The organism is Archangium sp., from assembly GCF_057119385.1.
In genome coordinates this window covers 23,427-43,967 of sequence record NZ_DBNGVP010000209.1, presented here as the reverse complement: position 1 = coordinate 43,967, position 20,541 = coordinate 23,427, and the positions used below count along the sequence as shown (strand labels likewise).

General features: G+C 69.0%; 15 protein-coding genes and 1 pseudogene. 7 read left to right on the top strand and 9 right to left on the bottom strand.

The window, feature by feature from the left end; all coding sequences use genetic code 11:
* Positions 1-137: 137 nt before the first annotated feature.
* Positions 138-323, top strand: a complete 186-nt coding sequence (locus AC16DP_RS47835; protein ID WP_329730616.1) for an ATP-binding protein — start codon at positions 138-140, stop codon at positions 321-323.
* Between the two features lie 456 nt (positions 324-779).
* On the opposite strand, the gene AC16DP_RS47830 is transcribed toward AC16DP_RS47835, so the two are convergent.
* Together AC16DP_RS47830 and AC16DP_RS47825 are read right to left on the bottom strand one after the other, a co-directional pair.
* Positions 780-1,274, bottom strand: coding sequence for a nuclear transport factor 2 family protein (locus AC16DP_RS47830; protein ID WP_329730617.1), 495 nt, complete (start codon positions 1,272-1,274; stop codon positions 780-782).
* A complete protein-coding gene (locus AC16DP_RS47825) occupies positions 1,271-2,233 on the bottom strand; it encodes an alpha/beta fold hydrolase (protein ID WP_329730618.1) in 963 nt (320 codons plus the stop codon). The genes AC16DP_RS47830 and AC16DP_RS47825 overlap by 4 nt, the downstream gene beginning before the upstream one ends.
* A gap of 124 nt (positions 2,234-2,357) precedes the next feature.
* On the opposite strand from AC16DP_RS47825, the gene AC16DP_RS47820 reads away from it, so the two are divergent.
* Both AC16DP_RS47820 and AC16DP_RS47815 read left to right on the top strand, forming a co-directional pair.
* On the top strand, positions 2,358-3,338 hold the full coding sequence (locus AC16DP_RS47820) for a LysR family transcriptional regulator (protein WP_329730619.1): 981 nt from the start codon (positions 2,358-2,360) through the stop codon (positions 3,336-3,338).
* Between the two features lie 821 nt (positions 3,339-4,159).
* Positions 4,160-5,773 carry an FG-GAP repeat domain-containing protein gene (locus AC16DP_RS47815; protein ID WP_329730620.1) on the top strand — a complete coding sequence of 538 codons (1,614 nt, stop codon included), beginning with the start codon at positions 4,160-4,162 and terminating at the stop codon, positions 5,771-5,773.
* Positions 5,774-5,896: 123 nt separating this feature from the next.
* Here the strand turns inward: AC16DP_RS47815 and AC16DP_RS47810 are convergent.
* Positions 5,897-6,208, bottom strand: a pseudogene (locus tag AC16DP_RS47810) (ribosome-binding factor A); the annotation flags it as partial.
* A gap of 328 nt (positions 6,209-6,536) precedes the next feature.
* Here AC16DP_RS47810 and msrB point away from each other — a divergent pair.
* Complete coding sequence (gene msrB, locus AC16DP_RS47805; RefSeq protein ID WP_047856455.1) at positions 6,537-6,959, top strand: peptide-methionine (R)-S-oxide reductase MsrB; 423 nt, start codon at positions 6,537-6,539, stop codon at positions 6,957-6,959.
* 12 nt (positions 6,960-6,971) lie between these two features.
* On the opposite strand, the gene AC16DP_RS47800 is transcribed toward msrB, so the two are convergent.
* The 4 genes from AC16DP_RS47800 to AC16DP_RS47785 form a co-directional block, all read right to left on the bottom strand.
* Positions 6,972-8,009: a polyprenyl synthetase family protein gene (locus AC16DP_RS47800; protein ID WP_329730621.1), complete on the bottom strand. Its 1,038-nt coding sequence runs from the start codon at positions 8,007-8,009 to the stop codon at positions 6,972-6,974.
* 11 nt (positions 8,010-8,020) lie between these two features.
* Positions 8,021-8,800 (bottom strand): hypothetical protein, encoded by a 780-nt coding sequence (locus AC16DP_RS47795; RefSeq protein ID WP_329730622.1) that lies wholly within the window; start codon positions 8,798-8,800, stop codon positions 8,021-8,023.
* The gene (locus AC16DP_RS47790; RefSeq protein ID WP_329730623.1) at positions 8,797-10,962 is read right to left on the bottom strand and encodes an FAD-dependent oxidoreductase; all 2,166 of its coding nucleotides are present in this window, start codon (positions 10,960-10,962) and stop codon (positions 8,797-8,799) included. The genes AC16DP_RS47795 and AC16DP_RS47790 overlap by 4 nt, the downstream gene beginning before the upstream one ends.
* Before the next feature lie 93 nt (positions 10,963-11,055).
* On the bottom strand, positions 11,056-12,108 hold the full coding sequence (locus AC16DP_RS47785) for a saccharopine dehydrogenase family protein (RefSeq protein WP_329730624.1): 1,053 nt from the start codon (positions 12,106-12,108) through the stop codon (positions 11,056-11,058).
* Positions 12,109-12,224: 116 nt separating this feature from the next.
* Between AC16DP_RS47785 and AC16DP_RS47780 the strand changes: the two genes are divergently transcribed.
* Genes AC16DP_RS47780 through AC16DP_RS47770 form a run of 3 tightly spaced genes read left to right on the top strand, consistent with a single transcriptional unit; the run spans position 12,225 to position 18,339 of the window.
* Positions 12,225-13,490 (top strand): hypothetical protein, encoded by a 1,266-nt coding sequence (locus tag AC16DP_RS47780; RefSeq protein WP_329730625.1) that lies wholly within the window; start codon positions 12,225-12,227, stop codon positions 13,488-13,490.
* Positions 13,491-13,505: 15 nt separating this feature from the next.
* A complete protein-coding gene (locus AC16DP_RS47775) occupies positions 13,506-14,147 on the top strand; it encodes a hypothetical protein (RefSeq protein ID WP_329730626.1) in 642 nt (213 codons plus the stop codon).
* A 7-nt stretch (positions 14,148-14,154) separates the two neighbouring features.
* Positions 14,155-18,339: a protein kinase domain-containing protein gene (locus tag AC16DP_RS47770; protein ID WP_329730627.1), complete on the top strand. Its 4,185-nt coding sequence runs from the start codon at positions 14,155-14,157 to the stop codon at positions 18,337-18,339.
* On the opposite strand, the gene AC16DP_RS47765 is transcribed toward AC16DP_RS47770, so the two are convergent.
* Together AC16DP_RS47765 and AC16DP_RS47760 are read right to left on the bottom strand one after the other, a co-directional pair.
* Positions 18,336-19,493 carry an exonuclease/endonuclease/phosphatase family protein gene (locus AC16DP_RS47765; protein WP_329730628.1) on the bottom strand — a complete coding sequence of 386 codons (1,158 nt, stop codon included), beginning with the start codon at positions 19,491-19,493 and terminating at the stop codon, positions 18,336-18,338. The two genes, AC16DP_RS47770 and AC16DP_RS47765, sit on opposite strands and share 4 nt — an antisense overlap.
* On the bottom strand, positions 19,490-20,539 hold the full coding sequence (locus tag AC16DP_RS47760; protein WP_329730629.1) for a lipase secretion chaperone: 1,050 nt from the start codon (positions 20,537-20,539) through the stop codon (positions 19,490-19,492). Before AC16DP_RS47760 ends, AC16DP_RS47765 begins: the two co-directional genes overlap by 4 nt.
* Positions 20,540-20,541: the final 2 nt, after the last annotated feature.

The window sequence follows — 20,541 nt, the reverse complement described above, 5'->3', positions numbered from 1 at the left end:
CCTCAAGGCGGCCGCACGCTGCGTGCACCGGCATGGCTCACTCCTCTTGGGCTCCCGTCAGCTGCCTTCCCCCGCCTCTCTGCCCCTACCCTCTGCCCTCAACCGTGCCCCTATTTCTCTTATGCGCCACCACCAATTTGTCATTCAAACAGTGGGGGACTGTCTTCCCGGGTGCGGCGTGCGTCGCGGCCCTGGTGGACCGCTTCGTCCAGCACTGCCACGTGCTGGACATCGACGCGGACTCCTGGAGGCAGAAGCACGCGGGCGTTGACCCGCAGCCGACTGCTCCGGCCCCCAAGCGCAAGAGCTCCAAATCCGCTTGAGTGCCTGAGCCCCTGAAGAACCTCGCCCCCGATCGCGCCAACGACCGGGGGTTTTCTCGTCTTGGGGGTGGATGCTCGGTTGACCCGACCGTCAAATTCCGTCGGATCTTCGCTGCCGTCTACACTCGTCCCCCAGCCAGTGCGCCAAGCCAGTGATGGAAACCCAGCGGTGGGCTCCACGGCGAGGATTCATAGGCGGCCAAGGGACCAGGCGGGAGACGCGGATTCGTGGACGCGGTGTTGCACGAGGCGCAACGCCCGCCTCCCTCGGGTGCGCCTGTCCATCCGAGGCCGCCCTGGGGCTCACCCGGGGGCGGTTGCGAGAGCTCACGCCGTCACCTTCTGGAACGGCAATCGCGAAGAGGAACACCAGGTTGCCGCGGATGGGCACGCCGAAGGCGAAGCGCATGGCCAGGAGGGCCGCGACTCGGCCTGTCGCCTACAGGCGTCCGGCCTCTAGCGCGCCCCGCAGAGGAGGGCCGGCTCAACGTCGCCGAAGAACTCCCGGAACGCGCTGATGCGGTCTCCCGTCACGTCGAACCCGATGATGTTGTGGCCGCGGTACGCGTGGTCTCCGAACTGGCCCCGGCTCTCGAACTCGAAGACGATGGTCTTGCCGTCCGACATCACGCGCAGCGGCTGCAGCAGCGTGAGCCGCTCGCCCCGGGTGGAGTGCCCGCGGACCTTGTTCACCATGCGCTGGTAGCCCTCGGCGCCGGTGTAGCGGCCCCGGTCCTCGCCGGTCGGGAACGAGAACTCGAAGTCCTGCGTCAGCATGGCGAGGTAGGGCTCGAAGTCACCCGTGGCCCAGCCCTGCGCGAAGGCCTCATAGGCCCTCTGGGCGGTCTGGCGTGCCTGCTCGCTCTCGGGCACTTCCTGGGTGGAGGCCATGCAGCCGCTCATGGCCAGGGTCAGCACGGCGGCGAAGATGGAAACGCGAAGCGTGCTCATTGGAGGAAGTCCTTGAGCCGCCGCACCAACTCCTCGGGCTGCTCCTGGGCGATCCAGTGGCCGCTCTGGGGGATGGCGCCGCCGGTAACGTTCTCCGCCACCTGCTGCACCATGGGCACCATGAAGGGCCCGGCGCTCGCCTCCCCCCCGAGCGCCAACACCGGCATCGTCAGCTTGCGCTGCGCGAAGAGCTGGTTGTCCTGCACATCCAGAGGGAAGGTCATGTACCACTTGAAGCCCGCGGCCAGGGCGCCCGGCTGGGAGTAGGCGCGGGTTGCTTCGCGCAACTCCTCCTCGGTGAAGGCTGTCTTGTTGAGCGCGAACTTCTGGTAGAAGGACTGCAGGTACTCGCGCTCCTGCCCCTTCACCATCGCCTCGGCGAGCTCCACCTCCGCATGGAAGTCGAAGTGCCACGAGCGTGGGTCCAGCAGGATGAAGTCCCAGAAGGGCTGGATGCCGGGCAGCGGCGCGTCCATCAGCACCAGCTTGCTCACGGCCTGGGGGTACTGGGCCGCGTACGCGTAAGCCACCATCATTCCAATATCGTGCCCCACCAGGTGGATGGGCTGGTCCACGAAGCCAATCTGCCGCACGAGCTGGTAGATGTCCTCCGCCATCTGCTTCTTGGTGTAGCCCTCCGCGGGCTTGGAGGACTCACCCGCGCCGCGCAGATCCGGGACGATGACGGTGTAGCGCTCGGCGAGCGAGGGCATGACCCGGTGCCACTCGTACCAGGTCTCAGGCCACCCATGCAGCAGCACGAGCGGGGCGCCTGCGCCGCCGCGCACGTAGTGGAGGGTGAGGCCGTTGACCTGCGCCGTCTCATGGCGGAAGCCGGCCGGCGCCGGGGCGGGTTGCGGCTGCTCCGGCTGTGTCACCTCCTCGCCGCAGCCCAGGCTGGACGCGGTGAGCAGGGCCAGCAGCGGCGCGAGCAGGTGTACCTTCGAGGGGAAGTTCATATCGTCATGTCTCCTTGAGCAGATCTCCCGCGCGTCCGGGCCTGCCCGGCTCCGCGCTCGAGACATGGAATACGCGCTCACGGGTGGGTAGACCAGGGAGCAACAATGAGACAGACTGTTCCATATGAGGAACGCCCTGGCGCTGGGACTGGATGACATGGCTGTGTTCGCGGCGGTGGTGGAGGCGCGAGGCATCACCCCGGCAGCGAGGCGGCTGGGGTTGCCCAAGTCCACGGTGAGCCGCCGCGTGAGCGGCCTCGAGGCGCGGCTGGGAGTCCCGCTCCTGCACCGCACCACGCGCCAGCTCCGCCTGACCGAGACCGGCGAGCGCTACTACGAGGGGTGCACCCGCGTGGTCGCCGAGGCCCGCGGCACCGAGGAGGCGCTGCGCGAGGCGCAGGCCGTGCCCCGCGGCCCCCTGCGCGTGAGCGCCACGCCCCACCTGGCCGAGCTCCTGGCGCCCGTGGTGGCCCCCTACGTGGCGCGCTACCCGGGCGTGGAGGTGGAGGTGCATGCCTCCTGGGGACGCGTGGACCTGCTCGCCCAGGGCTTCGACCTCGCCCTGCGGGTAGGGCCGCTCGCGGACTCCTCCCTCCTGTCTCGCACGCTGGGCGCCGCGCGCACCGTCTACTGCGCCAGCCCGACGTACCTGCGCGCCCGGGGGGCGCCTCGCGCCCCGCGAGAGCTGCGCGCGCACGCCTGCATCACCCTCTCCGACGGGGAGCCGAGCGTGAGCTGGCCTTTCGTTGGAGCGAAGGGGCGGGAGGTGGTGCCGGTGTCCGGCCCGCTGCGAGCCAACACCTTCCCGCTCGTCTTGCATGCCGTCCTCGCCGGGCTGGGCATCGGGCGCTTTCCCTCCCCCTCCGTCGCGCGGGAGCTGGAGGCCGGGCGGCTCGTCGAGGTGCTCTCCGCGTACAAGCCGCCCAGCGTCCCCATCCACGCCGTCTACCCTGGCAGCCGCCGCGGCTCGCCCAAGGTTCAGGCCTTCATCGAGGCGCTCATGGCCCACATGCAGTCGGAGTCCACCTGGGGCGGGGAGTTCCAACACGCGGGCCGGCGGCCCTCGCGCGCTGCCGGCGCTCCCACAGCCCAAGGCAGATCATGACACGGCTCTCGACGGGCGCCTGGGGGGGCAGGATGGCGTCGCCTTCAACCAACATCGCCGCCAGTGGGTGCCTGCGTCCCCGGTCTGACTTCGCCGGCCAGTTGAATGTCACGGTCAAACTTGTTCTATAAAACAACGTTCGCAGAATCTGCTTGCGGAGCAGGCCGCGTGCGCAGTGACAGGTGCTCCAGAATCGCGCGGACTGCGTTGGGGGCCGTCAGGGACGCCAACACCCGGCGCCTGCCTCCACACCAGCGACAGGTGGAGACATCCAACGCTTTCCGTCCTGCGCGGCAGCTTCGCGAAAGTCCACTCGCGGCGTCCGCTGCTTCTTCGGTTCCTTCCTGACCGCTCTCTCAGGTGCCACGCTCGCCCCCTCCTCTCCTGCTTGGGGGATGAACAGGAGCCCGGACACCTCCGAGACGCTCCCTGGCCGGTCCGGGGCCGGTGATGCGAACGACTGCGCGGTGGGCCGAGGCCATTGGCTCCATCCCTACCACGAGGCCGTTGGGTTATCGTAGTTCCCCGCTCCACCTCCACGGGCAACCTGCCGCTCGTATGGCGCGCGATGCTCTCCGAGCACTCCTCCGGGGCGCGCTTTCTCCGGCTGCCAGCCCGTGGGCTGATTCCTCGGCTCCTTCCGGCCCGGGGGATGAGGCTCACGCTCCTCCGTAAGCACCCAGCGAAGGAACGACAAAGCCTTGCATCCCTCGAGAGAAAACCCTCTGGGGATGGGGGGGGCATTGCACGGCAGGATCACCAACCCTAGTTCTAGTGCTGGAGTACAGAACGGCAGGTAAAGACAATCAAGCGAGCGCGCCATGCCCACTCATGCCAACGAGAACACGACCATCTCGTTCATGCCTTCTCCCAAGAAGGGTTACCCCCTCACGGCGGACGAGGAATCGAAACTGCGCACCATCGTGCGCGACCAGGTCCTGCTCAAGCGGAGCGAACCGTACAGGTCGGCGAAGATCCGCGTGAAGGCGGGCAGGTATGCGAACGAGAAGACCCTCGTCGTCTACCTGCAGCGCAGGGACTGCTACTCCCTGGAAGTCATCGCACTGACCCTCGACGCCAACGACAACGTCACGTCGGAGGAGAAGAACTACGTCGACAAGGAAGTGGACGAGGGCCCAGCACGCAAGGCCTTCGACTTCGAGGCGATCGACTTCGTGTGCGCGACGCCGGTGCCGGATATTCCAACGGCGAAGACAGCGGTCGAAACCGTTGCCGCCATCGCTGAGTCGTGTGGGCTCCGCACGCAGATCCTGCTGGGTCCGGACGCCTCCGTCGCCAATTACCAGGCCTTCCTTTCCTCCGGAAAGCTGAAAGGGTTCCTGAACGTCGGCCACGGCAACAACTACTGCATCGCCCTCGACGATGGGATGCTCACGTCCGACTGGTTCGAGTCGTTGACCTCGCGCCCGGTATTTCCGGCGGCCGTCTATTTCAATTCCTGCGAGGTGTTCAATCCACCCCTCCAGCCAGCCATCATGGACGCGGGCGCACGCACCTTCGTCGGGGGCAGGCTCGACCTGCTGATCGGTCCCTCGGAGGAGGTCGCCAAGGCCTTCTGGAGGATGGTGCTGACGGAGTCGCGTCCCATGGGCGACGCCATCATCCAGGCCGAGCGTGAGCACTACCCCGACCAGGGCGCCCACGGAATCTCCGGAGACACGGGCGAGTTCACGAGGGGATTGTTCGAGACCCCGGTCCTCGTCCTCTCGGACTTCGGGCACGAGGCCGGCGGGTGGCGGGTGGAGAAGCACCTCCGCATCCTCGCGGACATCACCGGCGACGGCCGCGCCGACATCGTCGGTTTCGGCGACACTGGCGTGCTCGTGGCGCTGAGCCGCGGCGACGGGACCTTCACCGCCTCGAAGCTCGTCCTCTCCGACTTCGGTTATGACGCCGGAGGGTGGCGGGTGGAGAAGCATCCCCGCTTCCTGGCGGACATCACCGGCGACGGCCGCGCCGACATCATCGGCTTCGGCAACGCTGGCGTGTACGTGGCGCGGAACCGGGGCGACGGGAGCTTCGAAGCGCCGCGGCTCGTCCTCTCCGACTTCGGTTATGACGCTGGCTGGCGGGTGGAGCAGCACCTGCGCTTCCTGGCGGACATCACCGGGGACGGCCGCGCCGACATCATCGGCTTCGGCGGCACCGGCGTGTACGTGGCGCTGAGCCGCGGCGACGGGACCTTCGAAGCGCCACAGCGCGTCACGGTCAGCTTCAGCACCGAGGCCGGCTGGCAGATGGCGAAGCACCCACGCCTCCTGGCGGACATCACCGGCGACGGCCGCGCCGACATCATCGGCTTCGGCGATGTCGGGGTGATCGTGGCGCTCGCCCGCCGCGAGCTGGGCATCCAGGCACCGGTCGAACGGCCGCAAGTGACGCGGGCCGCCCAGCCGGCCGGGGTGGACGTCTGACGGGTATGGGCGGGCAACGGGGCTGGTTCCGCTCTGGGAATGCCAGGCGGCGGGTTGGATTCCCGCCGCCTCCCTCACGGGCTCAGCCCTTGAGCACGGCGATGGGCGTGAGAGGTTCGGCACGCGCTTGAGGTTCAGGCCCAGCGCGAGCTGCGAGCGGATGAAACCCGTCGCGCGCTCGAGGGCCTCCTCCACCGGAGCGGGGCCGGACTCCTGGCGCTCGGGCGGAAGGGTGAAGCCGATACGGGCCTGGCGGCCGTCCGGCGACAGCTCGAGCGTCGTCACCGTGACGCCCTCGAGCAGCGGATCGGACAGCTCACCTCGGAAGAGGAGGGACACCTCCTCGAAAATGGAGGACTGCAGGCGCAGGTGACGCGCCGGAACAGACGCGTCGTGTGGCGACGCGCCGCGGGGACGGCGAGGCTTCGAGCTCATGGAGCGAACGGTTCCCTGGACGCCGCACCCGCACGGGGGCACGGCGCCATCCGTCAGGAAGAGACGAGGCTCCACACCGGTGCCCGAGCACCGGAGCCAGCGGTCCGTTCAGCGGTGAGACGGAACGCGCCCGGCTACGCGAGCGGCGGCGTGGAGAGACCCGAGACACCGTTTTCGACACGTCCCATGGCACACCTCCCGCCGCGACAGCGGCCTCCGCGCGAGCCAAAGTGCCCAGGATGGGCACCCACACTCCCTGTGTCAATCCCCGGGCGCCGCGCCGCAAGGAAGGATTGCTCCCGGACACGGCGGACAGCAGGATGAGGACATGGCTGACAAATTCATCCTCAGTGACGAGGAGTGGAGCAAGCGCCTGACGCCCGATGAGTACCGGGTGCTGCGGCACCATGGCACCGAGCGCCCCGGCAGCGGGTGCTTCCTCGGGACGAAGACGCCCGGCACGTACGTCTGCGCCGGCTGTGGCAACCCGCTGTTCAAGTCCGGCGAGAAGTTCGAGTCCGGGACCGGCTGGCCCTCCTTCACCCAGCCCCTCCAGGCGGACGCGGTGACGGAGTACCAGGATCGCTCGTACGGCATGCTGCGCACCGAGGTCCGCTGCGGCCGGTGCGATGGCCACCTGGGGCACGTCTTCCCGGATGGTCCCCCGCCCACCGGGCTGCGCTACTGCATGAACTCGGTGGCGATGAAGCACGTGCCGGAGGGGCAACCCATCCAGCTCGTGACGAAGTGAGCCGCCAGGCGCTCAGGCCCGCTCGATGACCCAGGTGGGCAGCGCCGCGAGGAAGTCCTTGTCCGGTGAATCCGGCACGTCCGCGAAGGCGAGCGCGAACTCGTGCAGGGCCGCCCCGGCCAGTCCGTGGGCGACCTGCCGCGCGTAGTCGATGGACCCGTACCGGTCCATCTGCTCCCGGACCCACCGGACCTCTTCCCGCGTCCGCTCCGCGCGGGGCCTCCCGAGCACCCCGGAGAGCCGGGCCCGTGCCTCGGGCTCCATCGCGTTGAGCAGGTGGATGAGCATCAGCGTGCGCTTGCCCTCCCAGATGTCGCCATCGCGCTCCTTGCCGTAGCTCGCCTCGTCCCCCACGAGGTTCAGGAGATCGTCCTGGATCTGGAAGGCCGCGCCGACGAAGAACCCGAAGTGGAGATAGCCATCCAACTCCACGCCATCCCGGGTGCCGATGAGGACCCCGACGCGCATCGGATAGATGGTGGTGTACCAGCAGGTCTTCTTCAGGACCATGCGCAGGTAGTCGGCCTCCCCCAGCTCGATGACGTGGTGCTGGCGCCACCACAGCTCGAGGGCCTGTCCCTCGACGGACTCGCGCGCCATCCGCTCCGCCTCCTCGAGAATCCTCAAGGCGAGCCGGGCGCCCAACGCGCCCACGTTGTCGATGAGCGGACGCAGGCTCAGCACGGCCAGGGCGTCCCCCGCGTTGATGGCCAGGGGAGCGCCGTGACGCAGGTGCAGGGTCGGACGGCCACGCCGCTCCTCGCTCTCGTCCTCCAGGTCGTCGTGGACCAGGAACGCATTGTGGAGCAGCTCGAGCGCCACGGCCGAGTTCAGGGCGTCCGTGGGCGGAGCCCCGAAGGCCCGCGCGGTGGCCAGACAGAGGCTGGCGCGAAGGGCCCGCCCTCCCCGCTCGGGATAGTCCGAGACGAGCTCATAGAACGCGTGGTGGGACTGTCTGTCCCGCAGGTACTCCCTCATGCGGGCCCGGGCCGCGGCGCCATACTCCTCGAGCGTCTCCCGGACTCGCGCCGATGCGGCCGTGGTGGACATGAGACCTCCGGTCACCGGGGAGGAATCCGCACGGTGAGCGTGCCGCGCGGAAGGCCCGTCCGCTCGTCGACGATGAGCCCGCTGTAGACCCCGGGAGGATGCGCCTCCGCGACCCGGAGATGGAGGACCACCCGTTCCTCTTCGGGCAGGCACTCGATTTCCACGCCCGTGATGCGTGGCTTGTCCGGCTCGGGAGCGCGCAGGTCGTGAACCACGAGCGGCAGGGCCGAGGAGCGCGGGCGAAGCTCGAGCGAGACCTCGACGCGCCGGGGCGAGTCGATGTCGAGGGTGAGTCCCAGGGGAGCCACGGCCTGGGGCTCGGGAACCACCGGGGGTGCCGGCGCCTCGGCCCTCGGGGGCTCGGAAGCGGCCGGGGCGGCTCCCGCCGGGAAGGGACCCGCCGTCCCCATCGGAGGCGCGACACTCGAAGCGGAGCCGGCGCCACCCGCGCCCATCCTGCCCATCAATTCCATCCACAGACTGGCGAAGTCCGTGAAGCTCCGGAGCATCGCCCCCATGCGGTTCTGGAGCCCATCATCGGCCGGAGCCCCTCCTCCGGACGAGGGACCCCCCATCGCGCGTGCCACGTTCTGTCCCTGGCGCAGGTACTCCTCGATGACCCGGTAGCCCATCTCCACGCCTCGGGAGACGGCCTCTCCTGACGGAGGAGCTGCTCCCGGCGGTGGCGTGCGCGGGGGCGTGCCCGGGAACAGCACGGTCCAGTTGCGGATGGGCTGCGTGCGCTCGGGCTCCGGCTTCTTCGCTCTCTCGCGAGGATCCATGGTGCTCACGGGTGATCGAACCCCACGATGTCCTCGAGCCGGGGTGCGCCCGAGAGGGAATGAGCCGCCAGCCGCCCCGACATCACCGCGGCCTCGACACACCCCTGGTTGAAGCCACAGTCCGTCCAGTCACCCGCGACGGTGAGGTTGTCGTAGGTGTTGTCCAGCGGCGAGAGGCGGTACTTCAAGCTTCCGGGCAGCGACAGGGTGTAGCGGTCCGTGGGGTTCACGTTGGCGGTCCAATACTGAGAGGAGAAGCGGGCCTCGCCCGTGGTGCTCGCACCGGCCTCCGGCGGCTCCCGCGCATCCAGGAGCAGGTCCCACCGGAACCCGCCAGAGGCCTCGTGAGCCCGGGGCCACAGGTGGACGACGTCCCGCTGGAGGAACTGGATGCAATTGCGCCGGACCCGCTCGTGCTGCTCCTGGGGAAAGGCGGGGCGCTGCCGCTCCTCCTCGGGGACATCCGGCAACACGTTGCAGAAATAGGCGATCGCCGCCGGTGGCCGGGGCCAGCTCTCCTCGGAGGCCAGATGGGACATGTCCGCCCAGGTGTCGAAGGGCTCGACGAAGCCCGAGAGGTTGATGGGCGGCGCGCTCCAGCCGAGCTCGCTCATGCCCGCGCTCATCCAGAGCTGACAGGCCTGGGTCGGGACGGTCTTGACGCGCTCGACCATGGCGCGCCACCGCGGATCCCTCTCCACCAATTGCTTGCAGACATGGGGGATGGCCCCGCCGCCCACGGCGAGGATGACGAAATCGAAGTCCTCCCCCACGCGCAGCGTCCGCGTCCCCACCTTGCGCCGGTCCCAGTGGGACTCGAACTGCCATCCCTCCCGTTCGAGCCGCTCCCCCTCCACGAGCTGCCGGTAGTCGGGAGCCGCGGGCCAGCAGGGCAGCCCGCGCACGTCGACGAGCGGCTGGTACTCCCCTCCACCCACGACCTCGGCCTGCACGTCGAACTCGAGCGCCTCCACATGGGGGCGCTCGCCCGGCGCGAGCCGCTCGGGCGCCACGAGCCGGACGTCCTCCAGGCGATGGAAGAACGCGAAGCGGACACCTCGCCGCTTCAGCACCTCGTAGAAGGGAGCGAACACCACGTCCCCCATCCCCGACTGCATCTTCCAGAAGAAGGCGCCCCGGTAGGTGAAGAACGCCCGGAACGCGCCTCGCAGCCCCTGTCCGGCAGCGACCCGGGGTTTGCGCACGTCCCCATCCTCGTAGGCGAAGGTGAGATCATAGAGCGCCCGGACGAAGGCGCCGTTGATCGTCCCCTCGGAGGCCCCGTTGAGGCGCAGCCACTCCCGGCAGTCGTAATCGTCGATGGCGTCGAAGCCCCGGGGATCCGTCAGCAGGCGGAAGCGCAGTCCCCCGCGGACGACCGCCAGCATCATGTCGATGATCTCCCAGAGGCGGCGGAGCTGATCGTCCGTGTCGATCAGCTTCGCGAAGCGCTCGCGCAGCGCGGCCGCCACCGCGTCATGGAAGCGAAGCAGCAGGTTCTCCGGGTAGCGGCGCAACGTGCCAAGGGCAACCTCCATCAAGCCCAGCGCCTCCATCACCGCGGCGAGCGTGGCGAACTGTCCGTACTTGAGGAGGCTCGACATCGACTCCAGCACCGCTTCCGGAGTCCCCACTCCCACCGGGGCCCGCCGTGCCTCGGGTGCCGTCCCGCTGGCGGGCTCCCACACCGTCATCACCAGGGCGCGCACCAGCTCCAGGCTCCTCGCCAGGTAGTCGGCGATGGTCCACCGGGGAACCTCGTTGCCAGGATCGCCGGGCAGCCCCTCGAATGGGGGCATCCGTGCCGTCCAGGGCGACCAGCCTCCCCGTGGGGACCAGTCCGCCAGGCCGTTGAAATGATCCGGAACGAAGGCATCGCTCCAGTCGGCGATGCGGCAGGTGGCCGGGTCCCGCTTCAGCTCCGCGTAGCACTCGCGAATCAACCGGAAGGCGTTCTCGTAGAACCCCATCCACAGGTGGAGCCCATGCTCCTGGATGCGGTCCGCCGGCCCCCTGCCCGACGCGCCCTTGCCCCCCAGCCTCCAGCCGAGCTGGTACACGGTGACGCGATAGCGGCCCTGGTGCTCGGGCCGCGTCAGCTCGAAGGCGGCGGCGATGCCCGCGCAACCCCCTCCGATGATGGCGATGTCGATGGGGCGCTCATGGCTCATCACCGCTCAGTGAAGAAGACAGACACGAAGCCCGTCAATCCAGCGCCTGGCAGGAGCGTCCATCCGCCAACGCCTCCCTGCACTCCAGGGCAATCAAAACTCCTCTCGCAAGACACCCGCGAACGAGAGCACGAAGTCCGGGCCATAGACTCGCGCGGGCGTCTGGGCTCCCGCCTCCACGTCTCCCGCGAGCACGCGCTCGACGAGGGCCAGCGCGGTGGTACAGCTGAACGTATAGGCCTCCGGGGTGCGCAGACGCCCACGGAGGCGGCGGCCCGCGGCGTCCTCCACTTCCGCGACGATGACGCCCTGGCGTCCGGCGCGCTGCTCCGGAGTCGGACCGGCAGGCAGTGCCCGCGCCTGGAGCTCGAGCCCGAGCCGCCCCACGTCCGAGGCGAGCAGCCCCCCGAACCAGCGGTTCGCCATCACCATCATCCACAGGGTGGGGATGGCGTCACAGTACACCTCGATGTCCGGGATGCCCGTCGAGTAATACGCGGTGCTGACGTCTCCCCAGCTCATGGCGAGGCTCGTCCGCGGGCCCGAGCCGAAATCGAGCTCGCGCTGGAGCGAGCCCGGGACGAGCTCGAGGATGCGCCCGCCCCGGCGAATGAGGATGGACTGCCCCGCGCCCTCGGCGAGCGTCCGGAACGAGCCACGGGAGATCATCTCCAGCCCGGAGATGCCCAGCACGAGCCGCCGGGCCCCCCGCACCTGGCGCGACAGGTGGAGCGCGAGGCAGTCCGATGGGACGACGTCGAACCCGGCCCCCGGCATGAGCATGACGCCGCGCCGGCGTGCCTCGGCCCCCCGCTGGAAGACGCCCTCGATGGCCGCCACCTCACCACTGAGATCGAGGTAGTGGACCCCCGCGCGCAGACAGGCGTCGACCATGGGACGGCACGTCGAGGAGAACGGCCCCGCGGCATGGAGGACGGCCTGGACTCCCCGCAGGGCCTCGTCCAGGCCGGCGTCCAGGCGGGCCACCCGGTACTCCAGACCCAGCTCCGAGGCCAGGGCCGCGAGCCGGGACTCGTCCCGGCCACACAGGATGGGGCGGAGCCCCCGCTCGTTCGCCGCTCGTGCCAGCAACCGGCCGGTGTAGCCCGTGGCCCCATAGAGAAGGAAGGGATGGGTGATCGGCATCGGGTTCCCCCGCCCCCAACCTACGACAAGACACACGCCCCGTCGCACGCCTAGCCCTTGAGATCACACCCACCTGACTCATTCTCTACTCAGTAGGCCTCGGGCAATGCCCGAGCGTGCCGCGACTGCGGGGATTGATGGCCATCACCAGACAATCCGACAGCTTCCTCCCGGAGCGGGACCCCGGCGTCCACGAATACCGGGCGAGCCTGCTCAGCGTGTTCCTTCACACGGATCCCCGGGGCGATGCGTCGTTGGCCCTTCCTCCGGAGATGCAACCGCTCCCCCTCTCGGAAGCCATTGAGCTCATCCATCAACTCCCCGGAGGACGGACCGAGGAAGCGCTGGCCACCGCCGAGTTCAAGCTGGCGTCCGCGGTGCTCGTCGAGCAGCGGGACGAGTTCATCCACCATCTGGCGAACCTCCTGGGCGTGGAGGTGGGGGACCCGGCGGCCTTCCGCAGGGCACTCACCGAGAGCATCCAGGAGACGGTTCCCGGCCAGATCCCGGGCCGGTTCCTGAGCTATGACGACATCAGGAACTTCGCCTATCGAGGGCTCGCCAACCCGGCCCCCACGGAACCTCCGCCTCCGACGGAGCAAACCCCCGTCCCCCCGCTGGTCTATCCGGTGTACCCCACCCGGGAGAGGGGCCTGCGCAAGGCCCTCCTCCAGGTCATGGGCCTGACGGCCAAGACGCCCACGCCACCCGAGGAGGCCCGGGTGCGCTCCGCCCCGCAAGCCGCGCGGTTTCTCACGTCGAGACCCGAGAGCACGGTGGACCTGGAGACGTTGGTCACGACCGTGGACATCCCCTCCGAGTCCAGATGCGACTTCGCGTTGCTCGCTCGCACCCTGGATCCACGGAGCTGGGGCCCCTCGCCCTTCTGGCCCGAATGCTTCCAGGTGGAGCCCACCCCGGACGGACGCGGGTTCGTGCCGGTCCCGGCCGCCAAAGCGACCCTGCGAGGAACGGATTGGCACGGAGCGCTCTTCGAGCACGTCGAGTGGAACTGGAACACGTTCCGCGCCGCCTCGTTCCGCAACTTCCTCAACATCGACTACACGGTGGACGAGCCCCACCAGACGATCGACATGCGGTTCTCGCTCTTCTCGTGCGAGGGCAGCGAGCTCTTCGTGGTCTCGTTCGACCGGGGCATCGACGTGGACGCCGGTTTCCAGACGGTCGCGCCCATCCCCAATCCCCGCGCCGGAGGACCCCGCTTCCAGCTCCGCACGGTGAAGAACATCCGCTACTCGGACCTCCTGGACAGACGGACCCGTCCCCCGGCCGCCCTGGGCTCCGGCCAAATCCTCTCTCATCTGGCGCCAGTCGTCGTGGGGCTCTGGATGAACGAGCTCGTCAAGAAACTCTATTGTTAGACAAAGGAGCCCGCCATGACGACGACGACCGGTGACACCAGTAGCGCCCCTTCGGGGACGGGCACCACCACCGCCGTTCATCGGTTGGACGAGTTCCTGAAGGCCTCCACCTCCTTCTGGCAGGACCAGCTCGGCCGCTGGACGGGCATCCTCCAGAAGGTGAGAGCGGGGACGTACGACTCCACCCAGTGGATGCAAGACACCCTGGGCATGGTGGACGCGTGGATCGACCTGGCGACCGTCCCGTTCCAGTTGGCCGCGGGGCGCGAGAACCCACTCCCCACCCTGCTCTTCGTCGTGGATGGAGACGCCGAGTTCAGCCCCCCAGGCGACGCGGCGACGAACATCTTCCTGCCCCCCGGCGTCACACCGGAGGTGAGCGATCTCTACCGGGTTGGAGATGACATCCTGGCGGGAGGCCCACCGGTCTCGGGAAGCCGCACGATCTCCTCCCGGGCACACGTCCGGGCCCGCCTGTCACCGGAAGGAGACCGGGTGGTGGTGACCCTGGTCGACATCGGCAGGGGCAGGAGCGTGCGCGAGCAGAAGGGCATCTTCCCGGGGCTCTATGCGGGAGCCGTGTTCGCCAGGGAAGGATCAGAACGCCGCCCCCTCGCGATCATCTGTGCCCTCTTCGAGGAACCCACGTTGCCGTAGGAGACCCGTGGCGGGCACGCCATCTCGCGAGCAGGCCTTCCTCGGATTGGGACACGAGATGGGACAGGTCATCGGTCATGAAGAGCGCAGCGCGTCGTTCCTCGTCGGGGAGTCCGCCTCGCACGTGGGTTCCGAATGGGAGGACTCGTTCCTCCGGGAGATCTCCCACCAGGCGCCACCGGTTCCCATGCCCGTCCTGGGCGAGCGGTTGGGGGGCCTGGATGGGAGCCGGTACGAGATCCTCGAGCTGATCGGCGAAGGAGGCATGGGGCGGGTCTTCCGGGCGCTGGACCATGAGCTGCAGCGGACGGTGGCCCTGAAGTTCCTCCTCTCCTTCCTGCAGTTTCCCCAGAAGGAGGTGGCACTGCTCGTCCGCGAGGAGGCCCAGGCGACGGCGCGGTTGGATCACGACAACATCGTCCGGATCCACGACGTGTCCCTGTGGAGCACCGGCTTCCGCCCGGCGCTCGGCCCCTCCCCCTTCAAGATTCCCTTCCTCGTGATGGAGCACCTGGAGGGCAGGAGCCTGCAGGCCCTCCTGCGCCAGGAGCGGCTCGGACTGCCACGCGTCCTCGGCATCATGATCGACGTGGCGGCGGGCCTGGCGCATGCCCATGAGCGCCACCTCGTCCACCTGGACCTCAAGCCGGGCAACATCTTCATCCACTCCACGGGCCGGGCCAAACTGCTCGACTTCGGCCTGTCACGGCTGCTGATCGGCGCCGGTGCCTCGCACGAACCAGGTGGCTCGGGAACGCCCCCCTACATGTCTCCGGAGCAGTGGATGCGGGCGAGGCCCCACGCGCGCGATGACATCTGGTCCTGCGGCGTCCTGCTCTTCGAGCTGCTCACCGGCGAGCTGCCGTTCCCGAGGCTGACGCGCCAGGAGCTCCGGGCGTACGTCCTCTCCGCCAGCCCCATGCCGCGGGTGCGCGAGCGCCGCCCCGAGCTCCCCCAGGAGGTGGAGCGGCTCGTCGCCTCGGCATTGGAGAAGGATCCCTCGCAGCGCCCGGCGGATGGCTCCGAGCTGCTCGAGGGGCTGTGCGAGCTGCAGGAGCGGCTCGCCCTGCGGCCCGAGCGCCCGAAGGCCCAGGCCGAGCGGCGGCCGGTGACGCTGGTGTCCTGCCGGCTCGCGCTGGCTCCCGCCCCGGGGGGATGGATGGATCCCGAGGACGCCAGCGAGCTGGAGGCGGCCTTCCACCGCGCCTGCACGCGCATCATCCACCAGCACGGCGGGGCCATCACCACGGCCGTCGGAGGCGAGGTGCTCGCGTGTTTCGGCTACCCCCGGGCCGGGGAAGATGACGCGGAGCACGCGGTCCGCGCGGCGCTACAGCAGACGGAGCAGCTCCCGCGAGAGATGCTGTGCATGTGGCGTCACGGCCTGTCCGTGCGCGTGGGCATCCATACCGATCTGGTGGCCCTGGCCAATGTCATGTCCGAGCTCCAGGGGATGCTCCCCGCCATGCAGGGCGAGGCGCCGAGGATCTCCTCCTGGCTGGCGACACAGGCCGAGCCGAACACGGTGCTCGTCAGCGAGCGGACCCAGGCGCTCGTGCGAGGCCGGTTCCAGACCCGGCCGCTGGGCCACTGGTGTTTCGAGGGGACCTCGGGAAGCCAGCTCCTCGGCGTCCACCGGGTGCTCCAGGAGCGCAGGAACGTGACGCGCTTCGATCGTGCGCTCGTCATGGGCCCCCTGACACCGTTGGTGGGGCGGGAACGGGAGCTGCGGCGCCTGAGCCAGCTGCGCGACGAGGCCGCGCGCGAGCACGGGGCCTTCATCCTGCTCCAGGGCGAGGCGGGTATCGGCAAGTCCCGCCTCATCCAGGAGTTGCATGATCAGGAGACTCCCGGCTCGAGCACCTGGGCGCGGTGCCAGTGCTGGCCTCAATTCAAGAGCAGTGCCTTCCATCCGCTCATCGACTGGCTCCAGCGCTTCCTGGAGCTCTCGCCCCACGACAGCGCCCAGCAGAAGCTGCGAATGCTGGAGGAACGTAGCGCCGCCCTCGGCCTGCCCCCGGAGCACGTGCCGCCACTCGCCTCGCTCCTGTCGCTGCCGCTCCCCCCGGGTGCGCCCTTCCTCCTGCTGCCTCCCGAGCGCCAGCGGGAGCGCGGTGTCCAGGCCCTCTCGGCCCTCCTCCAGCGGCTCACCGAGGACCGGCCCCTCGTCTTCGTGGTGGAGGACGTGCACTGGGCCGATCCCTCCACCCTCCAGTTCCTCGGCTACCTCCTGGAGCACCTCGCGCGCCTTCGCATCTGCGTGCTGCTCACCTCCCGGCCCGGGCTCACGCAGCGCTGGGCGGAGCATCCCGGCTACCACGAGTCGCGGCTCGCGCCCCTCTCGTCCGAGGACACCGCCACGCTGGCGCGGGAGACGGCCCGGGGCGGGACCCTGCCGGACGGGACGCTCGAGCAGCTCGTGGCCCGGGCGGATGGCATTCCCCTCTTCATCGAGGAGATGACCCGGATGGTGCTGGAGCAAGGGGGCTCGGCCGGAGGCATTCCGGCCACCCTGCACGAGCTGCTCCTGGCGCGGCTCGACCACCTCCCGCCCCGGACGAAGGCGCTGGCGCAGCTCGCCGCCCTGCTGGGCCGGGAGTTCGGCCAGGAGGTGCTCCGCGCCATCTCGCTCCTCCCGGAGGACGAGCTGCAGCGGGACATCGAGCAGCTCGAGCAGGCCGGGTTGCTCTTCCAACAGGGCTGGCCGCCCCACCTGACGTATGCCTTCAAACACGCGCTCGTCCAGGACGCGGCCTACCAATCGCTGCCACGGAGCACGCGCAAGCACTACCACACCCGGATCTTCCACGTGCTGAGCGAGCGGTTCCCCGAGATGGCGGAGGAACAGCCGGAGCAGCTCGCGAACCACGCCACCCGGGCGGGGCTGGCCGAGCAGGCCGTGACGTTGTGGCAGAGGGCGGGCCAGCGAGCCGCGGCGAAGTCCGCCCTCCCCGAGGCCATCAGCCACCTGACCCAGGCCCTGGAGCAATTGGAGCTCCTGCCGGCCTCGCGAGAGCGGGACGAGCGGGAGATCGGCCTGCGGGTCGAGCTCGGCCAGGCGCTCGTCGCGACGAAGGGCTATGCCGCCCGGGAGGTGGAGGAGGTCTACACCCGCGCCCACGCGCTCTGCGAGCGGTACGGGGACGTCCCCCTGTCGGTGGTCTGGGGAATCTGGGTCGTCGCGCTGGTGCGGGGCAACCGCGAGGACGCGGCGCGGGTGGAGGCGCGCTTCCAGCGCATCCTCGAGACCCACGATGATCCCACGACCCAGGTGGTCATCCATGCCGCGCTCGGCTCGCTGGAGTTCTGGCGGGGTGCGTACGCCGAGGCCCTGCGGCACTGCACGCTGGCGAAAGGGTTGATCCGCCAGGAGCACCCCCTGGAGACCCTGGCGCGCATCCGCGGCGGTGGCAGCGAGAGCTACTTCTCCGAGCAGGTGCTCTACACGCCCCTGTACGAGGCCTTCACCGAGTCGATGCTGGGAAACATCGCCCGGGCCCGTGCGGCGTACCAGGAGGCGCTCGCGCTGGCCGAGGCGATGCAGCACCCGTATGCGGTGGCGGTCACGCTCTCGTACTGTGCGTCGATCGAATACGAGGTGGAGGAGCCCGAGGCCGCGCGAGACATGGCGAACCGGTTGATCGCCGTCTCGGCCGGCAACGGGTTCCTGTCCACCCTGGCGATCGGCTACTGCGTGCTGGGTTGGGCCACCGCCCGGCTCGGAGAGGCCGAGAAGGGAATCCCCCTCATCCAGCAGGGCCTCGGGCTCATCCAGGCCATGGGCGCGCTCGTCATGTACCCCACGTGCCTGGTGTGTCTCATCAAGGCGTATCTCGTGAGCGGACGCATCGACGAGGGACTGGCCGCCGTGAAGGAGGGACTGAAGGTGCTCGAGCCCCTGCTGGCGCGCCGTGCACACCCGGACCTGCTGTGGCTCCAGGGAGAGTTCCAGCTCCGGAAGGGAGAGACGGAAGCGGCACGGGCCTCGTTCGAGCAGGCGCTCACCCTGGCCCGGCATTCCGGCGCGGCGCTCCATGCGTTGCGCTCGGCCGCGAGCCTGGCGCGGCTCCTGGCGCAATCCGGCGAGGAGCAGAAGGCCCGCGAGCTCCTGACGGAGGTGCTCGGCGGAGTCTCCGCGGACGCCAGCCTCCGGGACTACCGGGCCGCCCAGGAGTTGCTGGCCAGGCCCTAACAGCCGGGCTTCACCCGGATCCACCGGCCGTAGTGATCGGAGTGGGTATAGAAGGGCCACTTGCGCACGCCGGCCGTCGTCTTCCACGCGGGAGCCCAGCCGCTGTAGGACAGCTCGATGGGCGCGCATTGCCCGAAGGCACCGGGCTTGCCCACCAGCACGGCGTCGTAGTCCGCCTTCTCTCCCGTGGCCATGCCATTGGGGCCCGTGTCCACGGTGCCCCCCACCCAGTTGGACTGGAAGCCGGGAGTCTCGTAGCCGCCCATCACCGCATTCATCATGGAATAGGCATACGGCTCATAGAAATACGTCTGGGCGGCGGCCTGGACGAGGAGTTGATAGCCCCGCGAGTAGCTGTGGGTGCTGGTGAAGTCGGAGTTGAAGTCACCCCCGAAGAGAACGAGCGACGGCGGATAGCTCAGCTGGTTGGCGGTCACCTGGTTGCGGATATAGGCCAGCGACTGCTTCATGTTGGAGATACGCGAGGCGTCCGAGGCGGCATCGCCCTCCAGGTGCCCCTTGTTCCCGTAGGTGAAGTGCGTATCGAAGACATAGTAATACTTGCCCGCCTTGGCGAAGATGGCGCCCCAGACCCCCTTCTCCTTGTGGATGTCCGCCCCGTTCGAGTCGGTGAACGGCTGGAGGGTGAGCTCCTTCACCAGCGTGGTGCCGCTCTTGTAGAACATCATCAAGCCGCTGCAGTCGTTCTCGATGCCACCCCAGGTGTCATCACAGTAATAACCAGTGGGGGTGAGCAGGTTGAAGCCGCGCGCGGCCATGTTCTGCTTGGGTCCGTCCTGGATGATGTCGTCATAATCCCAGGCCTCCTGGTACAGGACGACGTCCGCGCACTTCGTCACCTTCCCCAGGCTCTGCTCCATCTCGTCTCCGAAGTCGTAGACGAAGGGCACGTTGTGGAAGATGTTGTAGGACGCCACCGAGAAGTAACCCGTGTCGTCGCACGTCTCGTTGAGCTGCCAGGCGGGCGTGAGGGAGGGATTGAAGTACTCGAGCTCGGCCACCGCGTCGTACCAGGCAGTGGGGCTGTTCGAATAATAGGCGTCATACCCGGAGGCCCACGCCGAGCCTCCGAGCGTCAACGCCACCACCGCGAACAACAGGCGGAAACTTCCCTGATTCTCGAGAGTCTTCATGGGCTGAGTTGGTATTTCTCGAAGAGCTGTTGATCGAGTCCGGGCATCCGCTCGCGCAGTTGCTCCGGCGTGAGACCCGCGCGGGTCAATTGACGCAGGAGCCTGTCACGCTCCTGGTTGAAGGCTCGCAGGCGCTCGCCCCGGTCCTGTTGCTCCAGCTGGTGCTCGAGGTGGAGCCGCGTGACCTCGGGGCCGGCGTACCGCTCCAGGATGGCCTGTTGTTGCGCGGGCCCGAGGGCCCCCGCCGGCCCGTGGAGCCGCAAGGCATTCTTCGCCAGCTCGAGCGGCTCCACCACCGAGGCGAGCTCGACGCCATGGTCCCGCGAGATGCTCTGGAGCAGGCCGTCATAGGCCGCCATCCGCTGCTCGGGAGACAGACGCGAATCATTGACGAGCTCGTCCACCAGGAAGGGCAGGCGCACCAGCTCATCCGAGAGCCCGAAGAGCCGCTGCTCGACGTCCGGGCCCACGATGTCCCGGCGCTCCTGCCGGAAGCGCTCGTAGGCCACGTGGAACGCCTCACCGCCCGAGACGGGGGACGCTCCGAGGCCATGCCGAGCCGCGGCCTCGTCCACCCGCGTCAGGGACTCCCAGAACCGCGCCTGGGAAGTCCCCTCGGGCAGGGAGAGCCGCTCCCGGAGCAGCGAGAAGAGCAGCTCCCGGCAGAATTCCCCGGCATTGGATCCGGTGAGACCGAGCCGCACGAGTCCGCAACGCCGCTCGAGGAGACTCTCGAGGATGTGGCCCGGAGCCAGCGCGAAGTCCCCCTGCGAGGACGCACGCTCATAGCTCCGGCCCAGCGAGGCCCGGACGTTCGCCACCCGCATCCGCAGCTCGAGCTCCCGCGCATCGAGGTTCTCGGATGGAGCCGGCGCATTCCTGGCGGGGGGTGCCGGACGTGGAGTGCCGGTCCGGGAGGGCACCTGGCCATCGGGCGTGGACGGGGCCCGAGCGACCGCCACGGAGTGGGTAGAGGACCACCCGGCCGCCAGGCCCAGGAGCACCGCCCCCGAGAGGACTCCCAGAACCCTGACGCCCACCCGCATGG